General features: G+C 63.5%; 13 protein-coding genes and 1 pseudogene. 5 read left to right on the forward strand and 9 right to left on the reverse strand.

Annotated elements, in window-relative coordinates; genetic code table 11:
- Window positions 1-40 precede the first annotated feature (40 nt).
- From aroK to ABMD26_RS09645, 6 genes are read right to left on the reverse strand one after another with little or no spacing between them, the layout of a single operon-like run.
- The gene (gene aroK / locus ABMD26_RS09620) at window positions 41-559 is read right to left on the reverse strand and encodes a shikimate kinase AroK (RefSeq protein ID WP_056844424.1); all 519 of its coding nucleotides are present in this window, start codon (window positions 557-559) and stop codon (window positions 41-43) included.
- A 4-nt stretch (window positions 560-563) separates the two neighbouring features.
- On the reverse strand, window positions 564-2,690 hold the full coding sequence (locus ABMD26_RS09625; protein WP_134722918.1) for a type IV pilus secretin PilQ: 2,127 nt from the start codon (window positions 2,688-2,690) through the stop codon (window positions 564-566).
- A gap of 35 nt (window positions 2,691-2,725) precedes the next feature.
- Complete coding sequence (gene pilP / locus ABMD26_RS09630) at window positions 2,726-3,253, reverse strand: type 4a pilus biogenesis lipoprotein PilP (protein ID WP_354309244.1); 528 nt, start codon at window positions 3,251-3,253, stop codon at window positions 2,726-2,728.
- On the reverse strand, window positions 3,250-3,909 hold the full coding sequence (pilO, locus tag ABMD26_RS09635) for a type 4a pilus biogenesis protein PilO (RefSeq protein ID WP_090355687.1): 660 nt from the start codon (window positions 3,907-3,909) through the stop codon (window positions 3,250-3,252). The genes pilP and pilO overlap by 4 nt, the downstream gene beginning before the upstream one ends.
- Complete coding sequence (locus ABMD26_RS09640; RefSeq protein ID WP_049861766.1) at window positions 3,906-4,475, reverse strand: PilN domain-containing protein; 570 nt, start codon at window positions 4,473-4,475, stop codon at window positions 3,906-3,908. The genes pilO and ABMD26_RS09640 overlap by 4 nt, the downstream gene beginning before the upstream one ends.
- Window positions 4,476-5,540, reverse strand: a complete 1,065-nt coding sequence (locus tag ABMD26_RS09645; protein WP_354309247.1) for a pilus assembly protein PilM — start codon at window positions 5,538-5,540, stop codon at window positions 4,476-4,478. It lies immediately after the preceding gene.
- A gap of 180 nt (window positions 5,541-5,720) precedes the next feature.
- Between ABMD26_RS09645 and ABMD26_RS09650 the strand changes: the two genes are divergently transcribed.
- From ABMD26_RS09650 to ABMD26_RS09660, 3 genes and pseudogenes are all read left to right on the forward strand, one after another.
- Window positions 5,721-8,168: a penicillin-binding protein 1A gene (locus ABMD26_RS09650; RefSeq protein WP_354309249.1), complete on the forward strand. Its 2,448-nt coding sequence runs from the start codon at window positions 5,721-5,723 to the stop codon at window positions 8,166-8,168.
- A gap of 408 nt (window positions 8,169-8,576) precedes the next feature.
- A pseudogene (locus tag ABMD26_RS09655) lies at window positions 8,577-8,897 on the forward strand (Abi family protein); the annotation flags it as partial.
- Entirely contained in the window at window positions 8,866-9,330 is a 465-nt protein-coding gene (locus ABMD26_RS09660; RefSeq protein WP_354311817.1) for an Abi family protein, read from the forward strand. The pseudogene ABMD26_RS09655 and the gene ABMD26_RS09660, both read left to right, overlap by 32 nt.
- A 100-nt stretch (window positions 9,331-9,430) precedes the next feature.
- On the opposite strand, the gene ABMD26_RS09665 is transcribed toward ABMD26_RS09660, so the two are convergent.
- The 3 genes from ABMD26_RS09665 to rpmE all read right to left on the reverse strand — a co-directional run bounded on the left by ABMD26_RS09665 (window position 9,431) and on the right by rpmE (window position 11,914).
- The gene (locus ABMD26_RS09665; RefSeq protein WP_354309251.1) at window positions 9,431-10,699 is read right to left on the reverse strand and encodes a malic enzyme-like NAD(P)-binding protein; all 1,269 of its coding nucleotides are present in this window, start codon (window positions 10,697-10,699) and stop codon (window positions 9,431-9,433) included.
- Window positions 10,700-10,889: 190 nt separating this feature from the next.
- Entirely contained in the window at window positions 10,890-11,660 is a 771-nt protein-coding gene (locus tag ABMD26_RS09670; RefSeq protein WP_502948310.1) for a thermonuclease family protein, read from the reverse strand.
- A gap of 35 nt (window positions 11,661-11,695) precedes the next feature.
- Window positions 11,696-11,914, reverse strand: a complete 219-nt coding sequence (rpmE, locus tag ABMD26_RS09675) for a 50S ribosomal protein L31 (protein ID WP_043193699.1) — start codon at window positions 11,912-11,914, stop codon at window positions 11,696-11,698.
- Window positions 11,915-12,134: 220 nt separating this feature from the next.
- Here rpmE and ABMD26_RS09680 point away from each other — a divergent pair, with 220 nt between their 5' ends.
- Together ABMD26_RS09680 and argS are read left to right on the forward strand one after the other, a co-directional pair.
- A complete protein-coding gene (locus ABMD26_RS09680) occupies window positions 12,135-14,354 on the forward strand; it encodes a primosomal protein N' (RefSeq protein ID WP_049861762.1) in 2,220 nt (739 codons plus the stop codon).
- A gap of 181 nt (window positions 14,355-14,535) precedes the next feature.
- Window positions 14,536-16,272 carry an arginine--tRNA ligase gene (argS, locus tag ABMD26_RS09685; RefSeq protein ID WP_354309254.1) on the forward strand — a complete coding sequence of 579 codons (1,737 nt, stop codon included), beginning with the start codon at window positions 14,536-14,538 and terminating at the stop codon, window positions 16,270-16,272.

Here is a 16,272-nt window from a genome sequence, read left to right on the forward strand (position 1 = left end):
GGCCCTGCAAGCGCCGCGAACACCCTCGGCTGCACGCGCCTCAGCGCGGCGGCAGGCGTTGCAGACGTTCGAGGATATCGAGCACCACCATGCGCGGCGGACGCTCGTCGGTCTGCACCACCAGATCGGCGATCTCGCGGTACAGCGGATCGCGCACCGCCAGCAGGGCCCGCAGCGTGGCCTCTGGATTGGCGGTACGCAATAGCGGCCGATTGCGATCACGCGCCGTGCGGCCCACCTGTTGCTCCACCGAGGCGTGCAGGTACACCACGCGCCCACCGGCGTGCAGTGCCTGGCGATTGGCGTCGCGCATGACGGCGCCACCGCCGGTGGCCAGCACCAGACCGTCGAATTCGCACAGCTCGGCCAGCATGGCCTGCTCGCGATCGCGAAAGCCGACCTCGCCTTCCTGGTCGAAGATCCACGGGATATTCGCCCCGGTACGGGTCTCGATTTCCTTGTCGGAATCCTTGAACGGCAACCGGAGCTCTTTGGCCAGCAGACGGCCAATGGTGCTCTTGCCTGCACCCATTGGCCCAACAAGTATCAAATTTCGCACAGAATCAACGACTCACAGCAATCGCCTGGTTATTCATGATACGCGGTGTCAAGAATACCAGCAGCTCGGATTTGGCTTCCGACACGACATCCCGACGGAAAAGGCGCCCAACATACGGCACGTCGCCCAAAAAGGGCACCTTGTCCACGGTTTTACTTTGCGTGTTGGAGAAAACCCCGCCGATGACGATGGTTTCGCCGTCGTTGACCAATACCTTGGCGTTGACCTCGTTCTTGCTGATGGGCGGCACGCCCAGTACGGCGTTCAGGTAGTCGGGCTCATCCTTGGTGACCTTCACTTCCATGATGATGCGACTGTCCGGGGTGATCTGCGGCGTCACCTCGAGCGACAGCGACGCCTCCTTGAACGATACCGTGGTGGCACCGCTGGAACTGGCTTCCTGGTACGGCACCTCGGTGCCCTTGAGGATCTTCGCGGTTTCCTTGTCGGAGGTCACCACCTTGGGCTGCGAGACGATTTCGCCGTTGCCGGTACTCTCCATGGCACTGAGCTCGAGGTCCAGCAGGACGTTGTTGGTCACGAAGCCCAGGCCGATCCCGGAGGTCGCATCGGCGGCGCCCAGGTCGATGAAGGGCGTGTTGCTGCCCACCTCGGCACCGGTGTTGCCGGCTTCGTCGCCGTTGTTGTCCAGGCCGTAGGCAGTCCAGTTGTGCTTGCCGCGCAGGTTGGTCGAGCCGCCCCAGCGCACGCCCAGCGCCTTGTCGTAGCCGACGTTGGCTTCGACGATGCGGGCTTCGATCATCACCTGCCGTACCGGGATGTCCAGTTGGGTGACGATGCGGCGCAGTTCGTCGAGGCGGTCCTGGGTCTGGTAGGCGATGATGTTGTTGGTGCGTTCGTCGACCGTGATCGAGCCGCGCTCGGTCTCGACGTTTTCACCGCGGGTCACCGACTGGAACAGCTTGGCGATGTCGGCAGCCTTGGCGTAGTTGACCTGCATCAGCTCACGGCGCAGCGGCGCGAGCTCCTGGATCTGCCGTTGCGACTCCAGTTCCTGGCGCTCGCGGGCAGCGATCTCGTCGGCCGGCGCCACCAGCAACACGTTGCCGACCTTGCGCTTGTCCAGGCCCTTGGTCTTGAGCACCAGGTCCAGCGCCTGGTCCCATGGCACGTTCTGCAGGCGCAGGGTGATGCCACCCTGCACCGTGTCGCTGGCCACCAGGTTGAGGTTGGTGAAGTCGGCGATCAATTGCAGCACCGATCGCACGTCGATGTCCTGGAAGTTCAGCGACAGCTTCTCCCCGGTATAGACGTTGCGCTCGACGTTGCGCCGCGCCACGTCCTCGTTGGTCAGCGGTCGCACGCTGATGGTCAGCCGGTTTTCGGTCTGGTACGAGGAGTAGTCGAAGGTGCCACTGGGTTCGATGGACACGGTCGCGCCATTGGCGCTGGCCGAGGAATTGACGAACTGTACCGGGGTGGCGAAATCCTTGACGTCCAGGCGCACACGCAATGCCTCGGGCAGTTGCGTGCGGGCGAAGTTGAGGAGGATCTTGCCGCCCTGCTCTTGAATGTCGGGGCTGATGGTCGGGTCACTGAGATCGATGATCACATTGCCTTCGCCCAGCTCGCCGCGCTGGAAATCGACGTTGCGAATGGCGCGCCCGGCCGGCACCGCCACTCGCGAGGTCGCCGGCGCCGGCGAAGACACCGCCGCAGGTCGCGACGCGGGACGGGGCGTGGTCGGCGTAGACGTCGGGGCCGGCAACGACGTGCCCTGCAGCGCAGCGGCGCCCTCGCCCACCAGCACGAACAGGTCATTGCCCTGCACGCGGGTGCTGTAAGGCGCCAGCTTGGTCAGGTTGACGATGACCCGCGTGCGGTCGGTGGCCTCGACCACGACCACGCTGCGAGCATTGCCCACGCCCAGGTCGCGGCTGCGCGCGCCCAGTTGGCTGGTCACACCGGGCAAGTCGAGGGCGATGCGCGCCGGTTGCTCGGTGGTGTAGCCGCGCGGCGCCGTGACCGGGCCGTCGAACGAGAGCTTGAGCTCGACGCGATCACCGGGCAGGGAAGCAACGTCGAGCGTCTTCAAGTTCGCGGCCATGACAATCGGTGAAAGCATCGCTATCCCTAGCGAAATACCGAAGGCTGAGAGAATCCTGTTCATTTTCGAGTTCCACTAGACATGCTTGACCCAGCCCTTTACGAGCGCTCTTTGAGCGGGATGGTGCGAGGCCGCTCCAACCAACCACCATCCCCATCGGGAACGATTTCAATGACATCGACCTGGGCATCGCTGATGGCGATGATCCGCCCGTCGTTGCGACCCAGGTAATCGCCCGCCTTCAGTCGATGCACGCCACCGGCACCGCGCATCAGGGCGTAGCGTCCGCCGGCATTGCCCAGCGTACCGACCATTTCGAATTCCTCGATGTTGAAACCCTCCAGGAATTGCTTGACCCGCGTCGTGTCCGGCTTGATGAGCCTGGAGCCCTTCTGCCTGTTCACCAGTTCGATCTTGATCGGTGGCTGGAACGGGCTGCGCAACGATGCAGCCTCGTAGCTGAACGCCTGATAGGGCGCAAAGCGCGGTATCGGTTCGATCTTGCCCTTGGGCCGCGCCTTGACCTCGGCCATGAATGCATCCAGGTCGGCGAAATCGCCACTGCCACCACATCCGGCCAGCACCAGCGTGCACATCGCCAGACCCGCCACGAAAACCGCCCTCATTTCGCTTGCCCCTGTGCCGGTACCGCATTCGTCCCAGGCAGGCCTTGGTCATTGTAACGGTAGGTCTTGGCCAGGATGCTCATGCGCAGCTGGCTGTTGCTGGCCTTGGGATCCACCGGCTTCACTTCGAAATCGTGAAGGGTGACGATCCGCGGCAGGCTGGCCACACCGCTGACGAAAGTGGCCAGGTCATGGTAGGTGCCGGTCACGCTGATCTGTATCGGCAGCTCGATATAAAACTGCTGGGTCACTTCAGGCAACAGTTTTATTTCCTCGAACTCCAGCCCCGAGCCCAGACCGGTGCGGGTGATGTCTTCGAGCAGGCCCGGAACCTCGGTGTCGCTGGGCAATTGTCGCAGCATGGCACCGAACGAGGTTTCCATCTCTTTCATCTGTTCGGTATAGGTCTCCAAGTTCGCCGCCTGGAAAGCCTTGGTGGAGAACTGCTCCTTGAGCGTAGCCTCCTGGTCGGCCTGCTGCTGCAACTGCGCTTCAAGGTCGGAAATGTGAAAGTTGTAGCCCAGGCCCAGAATCAGTGCCATGAGCAGCACGCCGGCGATCACCTTGACGGCGGTGGGCCAGGAACCGATGTTGTTGAGGTCAAGCTCGCTGAGCTCGACCTTGCGCAGGCTTTCCATCCAGCTCGACGGGTTCATTTGTCGTCCCCATCGGCAGGCACCGGCGCCGTCTGGCGCACGGTCAGCTGGAAACTGTTGGCGCCGTTGACGTCGGCACTGGTGTTGGCCTTGACCTCGTTGAGGGTCGGGGCTTCCAGCCAGGGCGAGGCGTCGAGGTTGCGCAGCAGGTCGGACACGCGATTGTTGGTTTCGGCAGCGCCGGCAATGGCGATGTTCTTGTCGGTCATCTTCACGTCGGTGAAGTACACACCGTCGGGCAGCGTGCGCGCCATCTGGTCGAAGATGCGCCCGATGATCGGCCGGTTGCCCTGCAGATCCTGGATGGTCTTCATGCGTTCGAGCAACTGCTTGCGCCGCGCCTTGAGCTCGCTGATCGACTTGATGCGCTGGTCGAGCAGGACGATCTCGGACTGCAGGTGGGCATTGCGCGCCGTCTGGATGTCGATGGCATTGCCGATGAATCGGTCTGCCAGAAAGATGATCGCGATGGCGCCTACCACTACACCGGCCATGGCCATCAGAAAGTGTCGCTTGCGCTCTTCACGCAGCTGCTCGCGCCACGGCAGCAGGTTGATCCTTGCCATCTAGTCGAAGCTCCTCAGCGCCAGGCCACAGGCGATCATCAGGGCCGGTGCGTCACTGGCCAGGGCGCCGGCATTGACTCGGCTGCTCAGGGCCATGTCGGCGAACGGGTTGGCCACCAGGGTCGGGGTGCCCAGGCGTTGCTGGATCAGCCGATCCAGACCGGAAATGGAGGCAGTGCCGCCGGCGAGCATGATGTAGTCGACATCGTTGAACTGGCCGGCGGCGAAGAAGAACTGCAGCGAGCGCGACACCTGCTGCACCACGGCGTCCTTGAACGGCTGCAGCACTTCGGCCACGTAGTCGTCGGGCAGCCCGCCCTGCTTCTTGGCCAGGCCGGCTTCCTCGTTGGACAGGCCGTAGCGGCGCTGGATTTCCTCGGTCAGCTGACGCCCGCCGAACAGCTGCTCGCGGGTATAGATGATGCGGCCGTTGTGCAGCACGCTGAGGGTGGTCATGGTCGCGCCGATGTCCACCACGGCCACGGTCAGGGCCTGATTGCCCCCGGCCAGCTGCGCGGTGAGCAGGCCGAAAGCGCGCTCCAGGGCATACGCCTCGACGTCGACCACCTTGGCGCTCAGCCCGGCCAGGGCCAGGGCGGCCTCGCGCACCTCGACGTTCTCCTTGCGACAGGCGGCCAGCAGCACCTCGACCCGCTCCGGGTTGCGCGTCGAATAGCCCTGCACTTCGAAGTCGATGGCAACTTCTTCCAGTGGATAGGGAATGTACTGGTCGGCCTCGACCTTGAGCTGGGTTTCCAGTTCGTCGTCGGACAGCCCGGCGTCCATCTCGATGGTCTTGGTGATCACCGCGGAACCGGCCACGGCCACGGCCACGATGCGCGTGCCGGTACGCGCCTTGACCAGCACGCGGCTCAAGGCATGACCCACGCCCTCGAGCTCGGCGATGTTCTTTTCGACCACGGCATTGGCCGGCAGCGGCTCCACGGCATACGACTCGACCCGGAAACGGTTGCCCGTGCGGCTCAGCTCGAGCAGTTTGACCGATGTGGAGCTGATATCGATGCCCAATAGCGAATGTGCTTTCTTGCTGAAGAGTCCACGCACAACCGATTCCCTATTACTATCCGCGACTTACGGACCCTTTGTCGTACGGGGCATTTAATAGCAGTCTTGACAGAAGCGCAAATGACGCTCCGGGCCGAAAAATGCTTATAATGCCCAGCGTTTTTTCCACGTACCGCGTGCTGCGCTTAACCCATTCTTTTATCTGGAAATCCAAAAGCCTTGATACGCCTGCTGAAGTTTTTCTGGTGGTCTTTCCTCGCCGTGTTCTGCGGGCTGTTGCTCGTGCTCAGTGGGGCATTTCTGTATCTTAGCCCCAGCCTGCCGTCTGTCGACGCCCTGCGCAGCGTAGAGCTGCAGATCCCCCTGCGGGTGTTCAGCAGCGACGGAAAACTGATCGCCGAGTTCGGCGAGATGCGCCGTTCGCCGATCAAGTTCGCCGAGATTCCGCCACATTTCATCCAAGCCCTGTTGTCCGCCGAGGACGACAATTTCGAAAACCATTACGGCGTCGACCCCAGCAGCCTGATGCGCGCCGCCTCGCAGCTGGTGCGCAGCGGTCATATCCAGACCGGCGGCAGTACCATCACCATGCAGGTCGCCAAGAACTATTTCTTGACGTCCGAACGCAGTTTTTCCCGCAAAATCACTGAAATCCTTCTTGCCTTGCAAATCGAGCGCCAACTTACCAAGGACGAGATTCTCGAGTTGTATGTGAACAAGATCTACCTGGGCAACCGGGCCTACGGTATCGAAGCCGCTGCACAGGTGTACTACGGCAAGTCGATTCGCGACGTCAGCCTGGCGCAGATGGCGATGATCGCCGGCCTGCCCAAGGCGCCATCGCGCTTCAACCCGCTGGCCAATCCGGTGCGCAGCAAGGAGCGTCGCGACTGGATCCTGGGGCGCATGTTCCGCCTGGGCAAGATCGACGAAGCCAGCTACAACGCCGCCATCAACGAGCCACTCAACGCCAGCTACCACGTGCCCACGCCGGAAGTCAGCGCGCCGTGGATCGCCGAGATGGCCCGCGCCGAGATGGTCGGGCGCTACGGCAGCGACGCCTACACCCAGGGTTTCAACGTCACCACCACGGTGCCCAGCAACCTGCAGGAAGACGCCAACCACGCCATCAGTGCCGGGCTGATCGCCTATGATCAGCGCCACGGCTATCGTGGACCCGAAGCGCGCCTGCCGGGCAAGACGCCACGCGAGTGGGCGGTCGAACTGACCCGCCAGCGTCCGCTGAACGGCCTGGAGCCGGCCATCGTGACCAAGGTCGACAAGACCGGCATTGTCGTGCTCACCCGTGACGACAAGCAGGAATCGATCGCCTGGGACAGCATGAAATGGGCACGTCCGTTCATGAACACCAACAGCGTCGGACGCATGCCGACCCAGCCTGCGGACGTCGCGCAGATCGGCGACTTGATCCGCGTGCAGCGTCAAGACGATGGCACCTTGAAGTTCAGCCAGGTACCGACCGTGCAGAGCGCGCTGGTCTCGCTGGACCCGCGTACCGGTGCCATCCGCGCCCTGGTCGGCGGCTTCTCGTTCGAGCAGAGCAACTACAACCGCGCCATGCAGGCCAAGCGCCAGCCTGGTTCGAGCTTCAAGCCGTTCATCTACAGTGCCGCACTGGACAAGGGCTACACGCCCGCCAGCCTGGTCAACGATGCGCCCATCGTCTTCGTCGACGAATCGGTGGACAAGGTCTGGCGACCGAAGAACGACACCAACACTTTCCTGGGCCCCATCCGCCTGCGCGAAGCGTTGTACAAGTCGCGCAACCTGGTGTCCATCCGGGTTCTGCAAAGCCTTGGCGTGGACAGCACCATCGACTACATCAGCAAGTTCGGCTTCAACAAGCAGGACCTGCCGCGCAACCTGTCGCTGGCGCTGGGCACCGCGACCCTGACGCCGATGGAAATCGCCACCGGCTGGAGTGTGTTCGCCAACGGTGGCTACAAGGTGTCGCCCTACCTGATCGAGCGGATCGACAGCCGCAACGGTGAAACCCTGTTCCGCGCCAATCCGCCGACCGTACCGGCTGACGAAGTCGCGGCCGCGTCGCCCCAGCCCGCGCCAGGCACGCCTGCGCCGGAACCGGCACCGATCGGCGTCGATGCGACCCTGACTCCAGGCGCGCCACCGGCACCGGTGATCGCCGAGCGCGTCATCGACGGGCGCACCGCGTTCATCCTTACCAGCATGCTCGAGGACGTGATCAAGAAGGGCACCGGGCGCCGCGCCATGGCGCTGGGCCGAACCGATCTGGCCGGCAAGACGGGGACCACCAACGACTCGAAGGACGCCTGGTTCTCGGGCTACAACGCCGACTACATCACTACCGTGTGGTCCGGCTTCGACCAGCCCGAAACCTTGGGCCGGCACGAGTTTGGCGGTACCGTCTCGCTGCCGATCTGGATGACCTACATGGGCGCTGCACTGAAAGACAAGCCCGCCCACGTGCAGCCCGAGCCCGAAGGCATCCTGAGCCTGCGGGTGGACCCGATCAGCGGCCGTGCGGCTGCCCCGGGCACACCCGGCGCCTACTTCGAACTGTTCAAGAGCGAAGACACCCCGCCCTCCAACAGCGAGTTCGGCGGCGGCAGCGCACCTGGCAGCCCGCTCCCGGCCGATGAATCGGCGCCGATCGATCTGTTCTGATCAAACCGGCCCTGTGGTCGCAACGGCCAATCCCCGATCTGGGTTTACACCTGCTTCGGGGTTGGCCTGCCTGGTCCAGGTGTTGTCGACATAGCCTGATGCAAATGCATTCAGGTTACTGGCTTGCATCGAATTGACGCGCACCAGCCGCATCAGTAGCATCGAAGCCAACCACAACCTCCACGCCTCGGGCGGGCCTTGGCCTGAACTGCGCACCAGGGGGTTTCTTTTTGTGCGCAATATAGTGAGCAGGATGCTCCGATGGCCCCACAGATAGCCTACAACAAGCACGCTAAAGCCCCCCTCGATCTACTCGCACATCTTGAGGCCAAAGGCTTGGCCGTCCCTCAACCAGAAAGGGCTCTGCACGCCCTACAACTGATTGGCTACTATCGATTACTCATCTATATGCGGCCACTTCAAAGCAACCGAGACAGGTTGTTTTTCTCAGGCGTCGAGTTCGATGACATTCTGGCGCTTTATGATTTTGACAGACAGCTCAGGCTTATCTGTCTGGACGCGGTTGAACGCATAGAAGTAGCAATGCGAGCTGCAATCATCAATACGCTGGCGGGCCCTCATTTCTACCTGGATTCGGCACACTTCATCAACACGCAGGCGCATGCGTCGTTCATGCGTGCGGCGACCGACCCCACCACATGCAAACATCAAGCTGTCGAGCACTACCTCGATACCTATGACTCGCCTCCCTACCCGCCTATTTGGGTCATCCTGGAAGCAACGACATTCGGGCCATTGTCTTATCTGTACGCAAGCCTGCTTCTACCCTACCAAAAAAGCCATCGCCAAAGCCTTCGGCTTCGACGAAAAGATATTGGTCACCTGGTTCAGAAGTATCAACTTGCTACGAAATGTCTGCGCTCATCACTCCCGCTTCTGGAACAAGAACAATTTGGTCAACGCACCAGGCGTCGCGAAATCGCTAAGGGCGGAGTTTCCAGACCATACCGATCGAGGCCGGGTCGCAGCGCGGGCCGTGCCCTTGGTGGCACTTCTGGCAGTGATCGATCCAGAGTCGGACTGGAAGCAACGATTCAAGAGTGCCCTGCTCAGCGCTCCCGCCGCCATGGCAAAAGCCGGATTGGACATGTCGGTGATAGGATTCCGACCTGGCTGGGATACAAGGAGATTTTGGATCTGACGTAATGCGTGGACCTCCTGTCGCCATGTGCCGATAGACGATCCACAAAAAAGCCCCGACTCTCGCGAGCCGGGGCTTTTTTCATGGGGCGTTCAAGGGATCAGCCGTTGAACACGTCATCCACGCTGTTGAGCGGGTAGTGCTTGGGGTACGGCAGGGTGGCCACACCGGTCTCGATCGCGGCCTTGGCCACGGCGTCGGAGATCAGGGTGATCAGGCGTGGGTCCATTGGCTTGGGAATGATGTACTCGCGGCCGAATTCCAGGGAGATGCCGCCGTAGGCATCGCAGACTTCCTGAGGGACCGGCAGCTTGGCCAGTTCGCGCAGGGCGTTGGCAGCGGCGATCTTCATCTCTTCGTTGATGCGCTTGGCGCGGACGTCCAGGGCACCACGGAAGATGAATGGGAAGCCCAGGACGTTGTTGACCTGGTTCGGGTAGTCGGAACGGCCGGTGGCCATGATCACGTCGTCACGGGTGGCGTGCGCCAATTCCGGGGAGATTTCCGGATCGGGGTTGGAGCAGGCGAACACGATCGGGTTGGCCGCCATCGACTTCAGGCCTTCGGCGCTCAGCAGGTTCGGACCCGACAGACCGACGAACACGTCGGCGCCCTGCAAGGCATCGGCCAGGGTGCGCTTGTCGGTGGTGTGGGCGAAGACCGCCTTGTACTGGTTCAGGTCGTCACGACCGGCGTGGATCACGCCGGTGCGGTCGATCATGAAGATGTTTTCGATGCGAGCGCCCATGCTCACCAGCAACTTCATGCAGGAGATGGCCGCAGCGCCGGCGCCGAGGCAGACGATCTTGGCGTCTTCCAGGGTCTTGCCAGCGATTTCCAGGGCGTTGATCATGCCGGCCGCGGTGACGATGGCGGTGCCGTGCTGGTCATCATGGAACACCGGAATGTCGCACTGTTCGATCAGGGCGCGTTCGATCTCGAAGCACTCGGGCGCCTTGATGTCTTCCAGGTTGATGCCGCCGAAGGTGATCGAGATGCGCTTGACGGTGTCGATGAAGGCCTGCGGGCTTTCCGAGTCCACTTCGATGTCGAAGACGTCGATGCCGGCGAAACGCTTGAACAGAACGCCCTTGCCTTCCATGACCGGTTTGGAAGCCAGTGGGCCGAGGTTGCCCAGGCCCAGGATGGCGGTGCCGTCGGAGATGACCGCTACCAGGTTGCCCTTGCCGGTGTACTTGTAGGCCAGTTCGGGATCGCGACCGATTTCGCGAACGGGCTCGGCCACGCCTGGGCTGTAGGCCAGCGACAGATCACGGGCGGTGGCAGTGGGCTTGGTGAGTTCGACGCTCAGTTTGCCTGGGCGTGGATGGGCATGGTACTCGAGAGCGGCAGTTTTCAAATCTGACATGGGGGCGTTCCGCTTTTACTGTTGGTCTGACGAGACCCGCGAGGATACGCAAGATGCCTACACCCGACAAGACTACCCAGTCACTTGCGTCAAGGCCCCTGGCCTACGACTTTCGGCGGGTATGGCCAGGTCCGCGAAAGGCCTGTTCAAGGCCTGCGGATCAACCAATGCCTCGCCGCCGTCGACAGGCTCAGGGCTGTATCTGCACCATGGCGGGGTCGCTGACCGGCAGCATCCAGCGCAACTGCCCTGCGCCCTGATTGCCGCGCCGGCTGCGATCCAGCACCCAGCCGCGCGCCTCGACCTGGCGACCTTCGAGGGTATCGAGCCAGCCGTCCGGGAACAGCCCGAACACCTTGGGCGCGACGTGCAGCACCACCGAGTCGTCGAGTTCGATCCAGGCCCCGGCGCGGTTGCGCTCGACCTTGCTGACGCGCCCACCGAGCAGGGCAAAACCGGCGCGCTCCACCTGCGCGGCAGCAATGGCCGGCGACTGACGCCAGATGCCCAGCCCGGCCTGTCGCGCCGCACGTTCGGCACTCTGCTGGCACGCGACCTGGTCGACATTGGGCGCCACCGCGACCTGCAGGGCCAACCCCTCGGCCAGCAATTGCGCCTCGAAGTTCAAGCCGCCGCGGCCATAGACGTTGGCCAGGGTGCGCTCATAGCGATCCTTGCTTTCGCGACCCAGCTGCAGGCCGACCAAGCCGTCGCTGTCATCGACCAACGCCTGCAACCGGCGCCGGGCAGCCACTGCGTAGGGCTCGTCACTCTGCCCCTTGCGACCGATCTCCGGCGCATTGATACCAATCAGCCGAACGCTGCGGCCATCCTGCAGGCGCAGGGTGTCGCCGTCGATGACCTGCCGTACCTGAACGGTGCTCAGCCCGCCCAGTGCCGGGCAGTAGACCTCCGCCTGTGCGGCGCCCAGCCAGAAGACGCCCACAAAAAAGGCGCCCACACGGGGCGCCTTCTTCAACAGCGAGAGCAAACCAATCAAGCTTTCTTGGCGCCGAAACCGCCGAAACGCTGCTTGAAACGGTCAACACGACCGCCAACGTCCAGGGTTTTCTGCTTGCCGGTGTAGAACGGGTGGCATTCGGAGCAGACGTCGAGGCTCAATGGCTTGGCCAGAGTCGAACGGGTCTTGATGACGTTACCGCAGCTGCAGGTAGCGTCGATGGCTTCGTATACTGGATGGATATCGGCTTTCATGGTGACTTCCTCAGGCTGCGTGCCGCCACCCGACACCATTGTCGAGTACCGCACGTAATTAGGCCGCGTATATTAACAGAATCCGGCGAACACGCAAGTTGTCGCTTGCGCCGACCGTCGTCTGCTAGGCTGCGCACCTCGAACCCTTCGAGCGCGGTCACCCGCCGTGACTCTGGCTCCGCCCACGATTGCAGTCGCCTCCACTCAAGAGAATTCCCGCGTGCCCGACGTCATCCTGCGCCTCGCCCTGCCCTCGCCGCTGCGACGCCTGTTCGACTACAAGGCGCCTGCCCACACGGCGCAGACCGTGTTCACCCCGGGCATGCGCCTGCGGGTACCGTTCGGGCGGCGGGAGATGATCGGCATACTGGTCGAGGTGGTCAGCCACAGCGAGGTACCGGCCGACAAACTCAAGCCGGCCATTGCCCTGCTCGATCCGGTCAGCCCGCTGCCGCCGGCGCTGTTCAAACTGTGCCTGTGGACCTCGCAGTACTATCAGCACGGCCTGGGCGACACCCTCAGTTGGGCACTGCCGGTGCTGCTGCGCCAGGGGGAACCGGCCGAGGCCCGCCAGGAGCGCTTCTGGCACGCCGCCGCCGATGCGCGCCTGGACGACCCGCGCATCGCCCGCGCACCCAAGCAGCGCGACGCCCTCAAGACCCTGGCCCAGCATCCCCATGGCGTGGCGCATCAGCTGTTGAGCAAGCTGCAGCTGAACAAGGACAGCCTCGACCTGCTGCTGGCCAAGCAACTGGTCAGCGTCGAAGTGCGCCGCCATGGCCCCGGCCCGCGCGCGGAACACTGGCTGGCGCAACCGGAACTGCCGCTCAACGAAGAGCAACGCGCCGCCTTCGAGGCGATCCGCGCCAGCCTGGGCGGCTTCCACGCGTTTCTCCTCGCGGGCGTGACCGGCAGTGGCAAGACCGAGGTGTACCTGCAGCTGATTCACGAATGCCTGGAGGCCGGCAAGCAGGCCCTGGTGCTGATCCCGGAGATCAACCTGGGGCCGCAGACCCTGGCGCGCTTCGAACAGCGCTTCAACGCACGCATCGCGCTGGTGCATTCGGCGGTCAACGACCGCGACCGTCTCGACGCCTGGCTGGCCGCCCGCGACGGCGAGGCCGACATCATCATCGGCACCCGCTCGGCGCTGTTCACGCCCATGAAGAACCCTGGGCTGATCATCATCGACGAAGAACACGACGGTTCCTATAAACAGCAGGAAGGCCTGCGCTACCACGCCCGTGACCTGGCGCTGGTGCGCGCCAGCCAGGAAGACATTCCCATCGTCCTGGGTTCGGCCACGCCATCCCTGGAAAGCCTGCACAATGCCTACACCGGTCGCTACGGCCTGCTGCGCATCGACCATCGCGCCGGCGGCGCCCAGCAGCCCAAGTTCCTGCGCCTGGATGTGAAGAGCCGACCGCTGGACAGCGGCATCAGCGGACCGATGCAGCAGGCCATCGGCCAGACCTTGGCCAACGGCCAGCAGGTGCTGGTGTTTCTCAACCGCCGCGGCTTTGCCCCTACCCTGCTGTGCCACGATTGCGGCTGGCTGTCCGAGTGCCCGCGCTGCGATGCGCGCACGACTGTTCACCAGCGCTCGGGCGAGTTGCGCTGCCATCACTGCGGCCATGTCGAACGCGTACCGCGCCAGTGCCCCAAGTGCGGCACCGTGGACCTGCGGCCGGTGGGCGCCGGCACCGAGCGCGCCGAGGAACGCCTGGCGATCCTGTTTCCCGACTACCCGGTGCTGCGCGTCGACCGCGACAGCACCTCGCGCAAGGACGCGATGAACCAGTTGTTCGCGACCATCCAGAAGGGCCAACCGTGCATCCTGATCGGCACCCAGATGCTGGCCAAGGGGCACCACTTCCCACGGGTCACCCTGGTGTCGATCCTCGATGCCGACGGTGGGCTGTTCTCCGGTGACTTCCGCGCCAGCGAGCGCATGGCGCAATTGATCGTTCAGGTGGCCGGCCGCGCCGGGCGCGCGGAAGAACCGGGCAAGGTGATCATCCAGACGCACCTGGCCGACCATCCGCTGCTGGTGCAATTGACCGAGCAGGGTTACTTCGCCTTCGCCGAGCAGGCCCTGGCCGAACGCCGCGCCGCCGGCCTGCCACCGTTCGCGCACCTGGCACTGCTGCGCGCCGAGGCCCACAAGCCGGGCCAGGCCGAAGCCTTTCTGGACGAAGCCTGCGCCGCCGCCGAAGCCTTGGTGGCGCAACTGGCACTGGGCGGCCTCGAACTGCTGGGGCCGGTGCCTGCCCCCATGGAACGCCGCGCCGGACGCTACCGGGCGCAGTTGCTGGTGCAGGCGACGTTGCGAGCACCCCTGCACCGCTTGCTCAATGCCTGGATGCTGCAACTGGAGCAACTGCCGAGCGGGCGCCAGGTGCGCTGGTCGCTGGATGTGGACCCGGTGGATTTGTATTGAGATAGGCGCACCTGGAGCGCGGATCGGCGGTGTCTGCCGACGCGGCTTGCGCCGCTGCTACAGGGGTGGTGGTTTGCAGGGGGGATTTGCGGGTTGGCAACCCCCGCCAACAACCGGATAATGCCCAGTTTTTCCACCCGCGCAAACAGCACCGCCGTACCCGCGGTCGACCGAGAACCCCATGAAAGACACCATTCGCCAGCTGATTCAACAAGCCCTGACCCACCTCGTCGCCGAAGGTGTGCTGCCAGAAGGTCTGACGCCGGCAATCCAGGTGGAAAACTCGCGAGACAAGAAGAACGGCGATTTCGCCAGCAACATCGCCATGATGCTGGCCAAGCCTGCCGGCATGAAGCCACGCGACCTGGCGGAAAAGCTGATTGCCGCGCTGCCGGCCGATGAGGGGGTGAGCAAGGTCGAGATCGCCGGCCCCGGCTTCCTCAACTTCTTCCAGAACAGTGCCGCCCTCGCCGCGCGCCTGGATGCTGCGCTGGCCGATGCCCACATCGGCGTGCGCAAGGCCGGCCCGGCGCAGCGCGTGGTGGTCGATCTGTCGGCACCCAACCTGGCCAAGGAAATGCACGTGGGCCACCTGCGCTCGACGATCATCGGCGATGGCGTAGCCAATGTGCTGGAGTTCCTCGGCGACACCGTGATCCGCCAGAACCACGTCGGTGACTGGGGCACGCAGTTCGGCATGCTGCTCGCCTACCTGCAGGAAAAACCCGCCACCAGCGACGAGCTGTCCGACCTGGAGAATTTCTATCGCGCAGCCAAGCAGCGTTTCGACGAGTCCGAGGAGTTCGCCGAGCGTGCCCGCGGCCTGGTGGTCAAGCTGCAGGCCGGCGACGCCGAGTGCCTGGCGCTGTGGAAGCGCTTCAACGAAATCTCTCTGTCCCACTGCCAGAGCACCTACGAGCGCTTGAACGTCAAACTGACCCCGGCCGACGTGATGGGCGAAAGCGCCTACAACGACGACCTGGCCAATGTGGTCGCCGACCTGCGCGCCAAGGGCCTGCTGGTGGAAAGCAACGGCGCGCAGTGCGTGTTCCTCGAAGAATTCAAGACCGCCGAAGGCACCCCACTGCCGGTGATCGTGCAGAAGGCCGGTGGCGGCTATCTGTATGCCACCACCGACCTGGCTGCGCTGCGCTATCGCAGCAATGTGCTCAAGGCCGACCGCGCGCTGTACTTCGTCGATCAGCGTCAGGCCCTGCACTTCCAGCAGGTGTTCGAGGTGGCGCGACGCGCCGGTTTCATCAGCAACGGCATGCAGCCCGAGCACATGGGTTTCGGCACCATGAACGGCGCCGATGGCCGCCCGTTCAAGACCCGTGACGGTGGCACCGTGAAGCTGGTCGACCTGCTCGACGAAGCCGAGCAACGCGCCTACACCCTGGTCAAGGAAAAGAATCCCGAGACCGCCGAGGCCGACCTGCGGGTGATTGCCAAGGCCGTGGGCATCGGCGCGGTGAAATATGCCGACCTGTCCAAGCATCGCACCAGCGACTACAGCTTCAACTTCGACCTGATGCTCAACTTCGAAGGCAATACCGCGCCGTACCTGCTCTACGCCTACACCCGCGTGGCCGGGGTGTTCCGCAAGCTGGGCAAGGACTTCGCGGACGTCGAAGGACAGATCGTGCTGGAAGCCGAACACGAGAAGGAATTGGCGGCCAAACTGGCGCAATTCGCCGAAGTGCTGAACACCGTCGGTGAGAAAGGCACGCCCCATGTGCTGTGCACTTACCTGTACGATGTGGCCGGGCTGTTTTCCAGCTTCTACGAGAACTGCCCGATTCTGGCGGCCGAAAACCCCGCTCAGCAACAAAGCCGCCTGCGCCTGGCGGCGCTGACCGGCCGCACCCTCAAGCAAGGATTGGCTCTGTTGGGCCTGGAAACACTGGAGCGTATGTAA

The organism is Pseudomonas sp. PvP001 (genome assembly GCF_040546375.1).
GTDB lineage: Bacteria > Pseudomonadota > Gammaproteobacteria > Pseudomonadales > Pseudomonadaceae > Aquipseudomonas > Aquipseudomonas coleopterorum.

Bases quoted from the DNA above. Each gene is read 5' to 3' on its own strand.
- pilP (WP_354309244.1), bottom strand. From the start codon at position 3,253: ATGAGGGCGGTTTTCGTGGCGGGTCTGGCGATGTGCACGCTGGTGCTG.
- ABMD26_RS09640 (WP_049861766.1), bottom strand. From the start codon at position 4,475: ATGGCAAGGATCAACCTGCTGCCGTGGCGCGAGCAGCTGCGTGAAGAG.
- rpmE (WP_043193699.1), bottom strand. From the start codon at position 11,914: ATGAAAGCCGATATCCATCCAGTATACGAAGCCATCGACGCTACCTGC.
- argS (WP_354309254.1), top strand. From the start codon at position 14,536: ATGAAAGACACCATTCGCCAGCTGATTCAACAAGCCCTGACCCACCTC.
- ABMD26_RS09660 (WP_354311817.1), top strand. From the start codon at position 8,866: ATGACTCGCCTCCCTACCCGCCTATTTGGGTCATCCTGGAAGCAACGA.
- ABMD26_RS09625 (WP_134722918.1), bottom strand. From the start codon at position 2,690: ATGAACAGGATTCTCTCAGCCTTCGGTATTTCGCTAGGGATAGCGATG.
- ABMD26_RS09665 (WP_354309251.1), bottom strand. From the start codon at position 10,699: ATGTCAGATTTGAAAACTGCCGCTCTCGAGTACCATGCCCATCCACGC.
- pilO (WP_090355687.1), bottom strand. From the start codon at position 3,909: ATGAACCCGTCGAGCTGGATGGAAAGCCTGCGCAAGGTCGAGCTCAGC.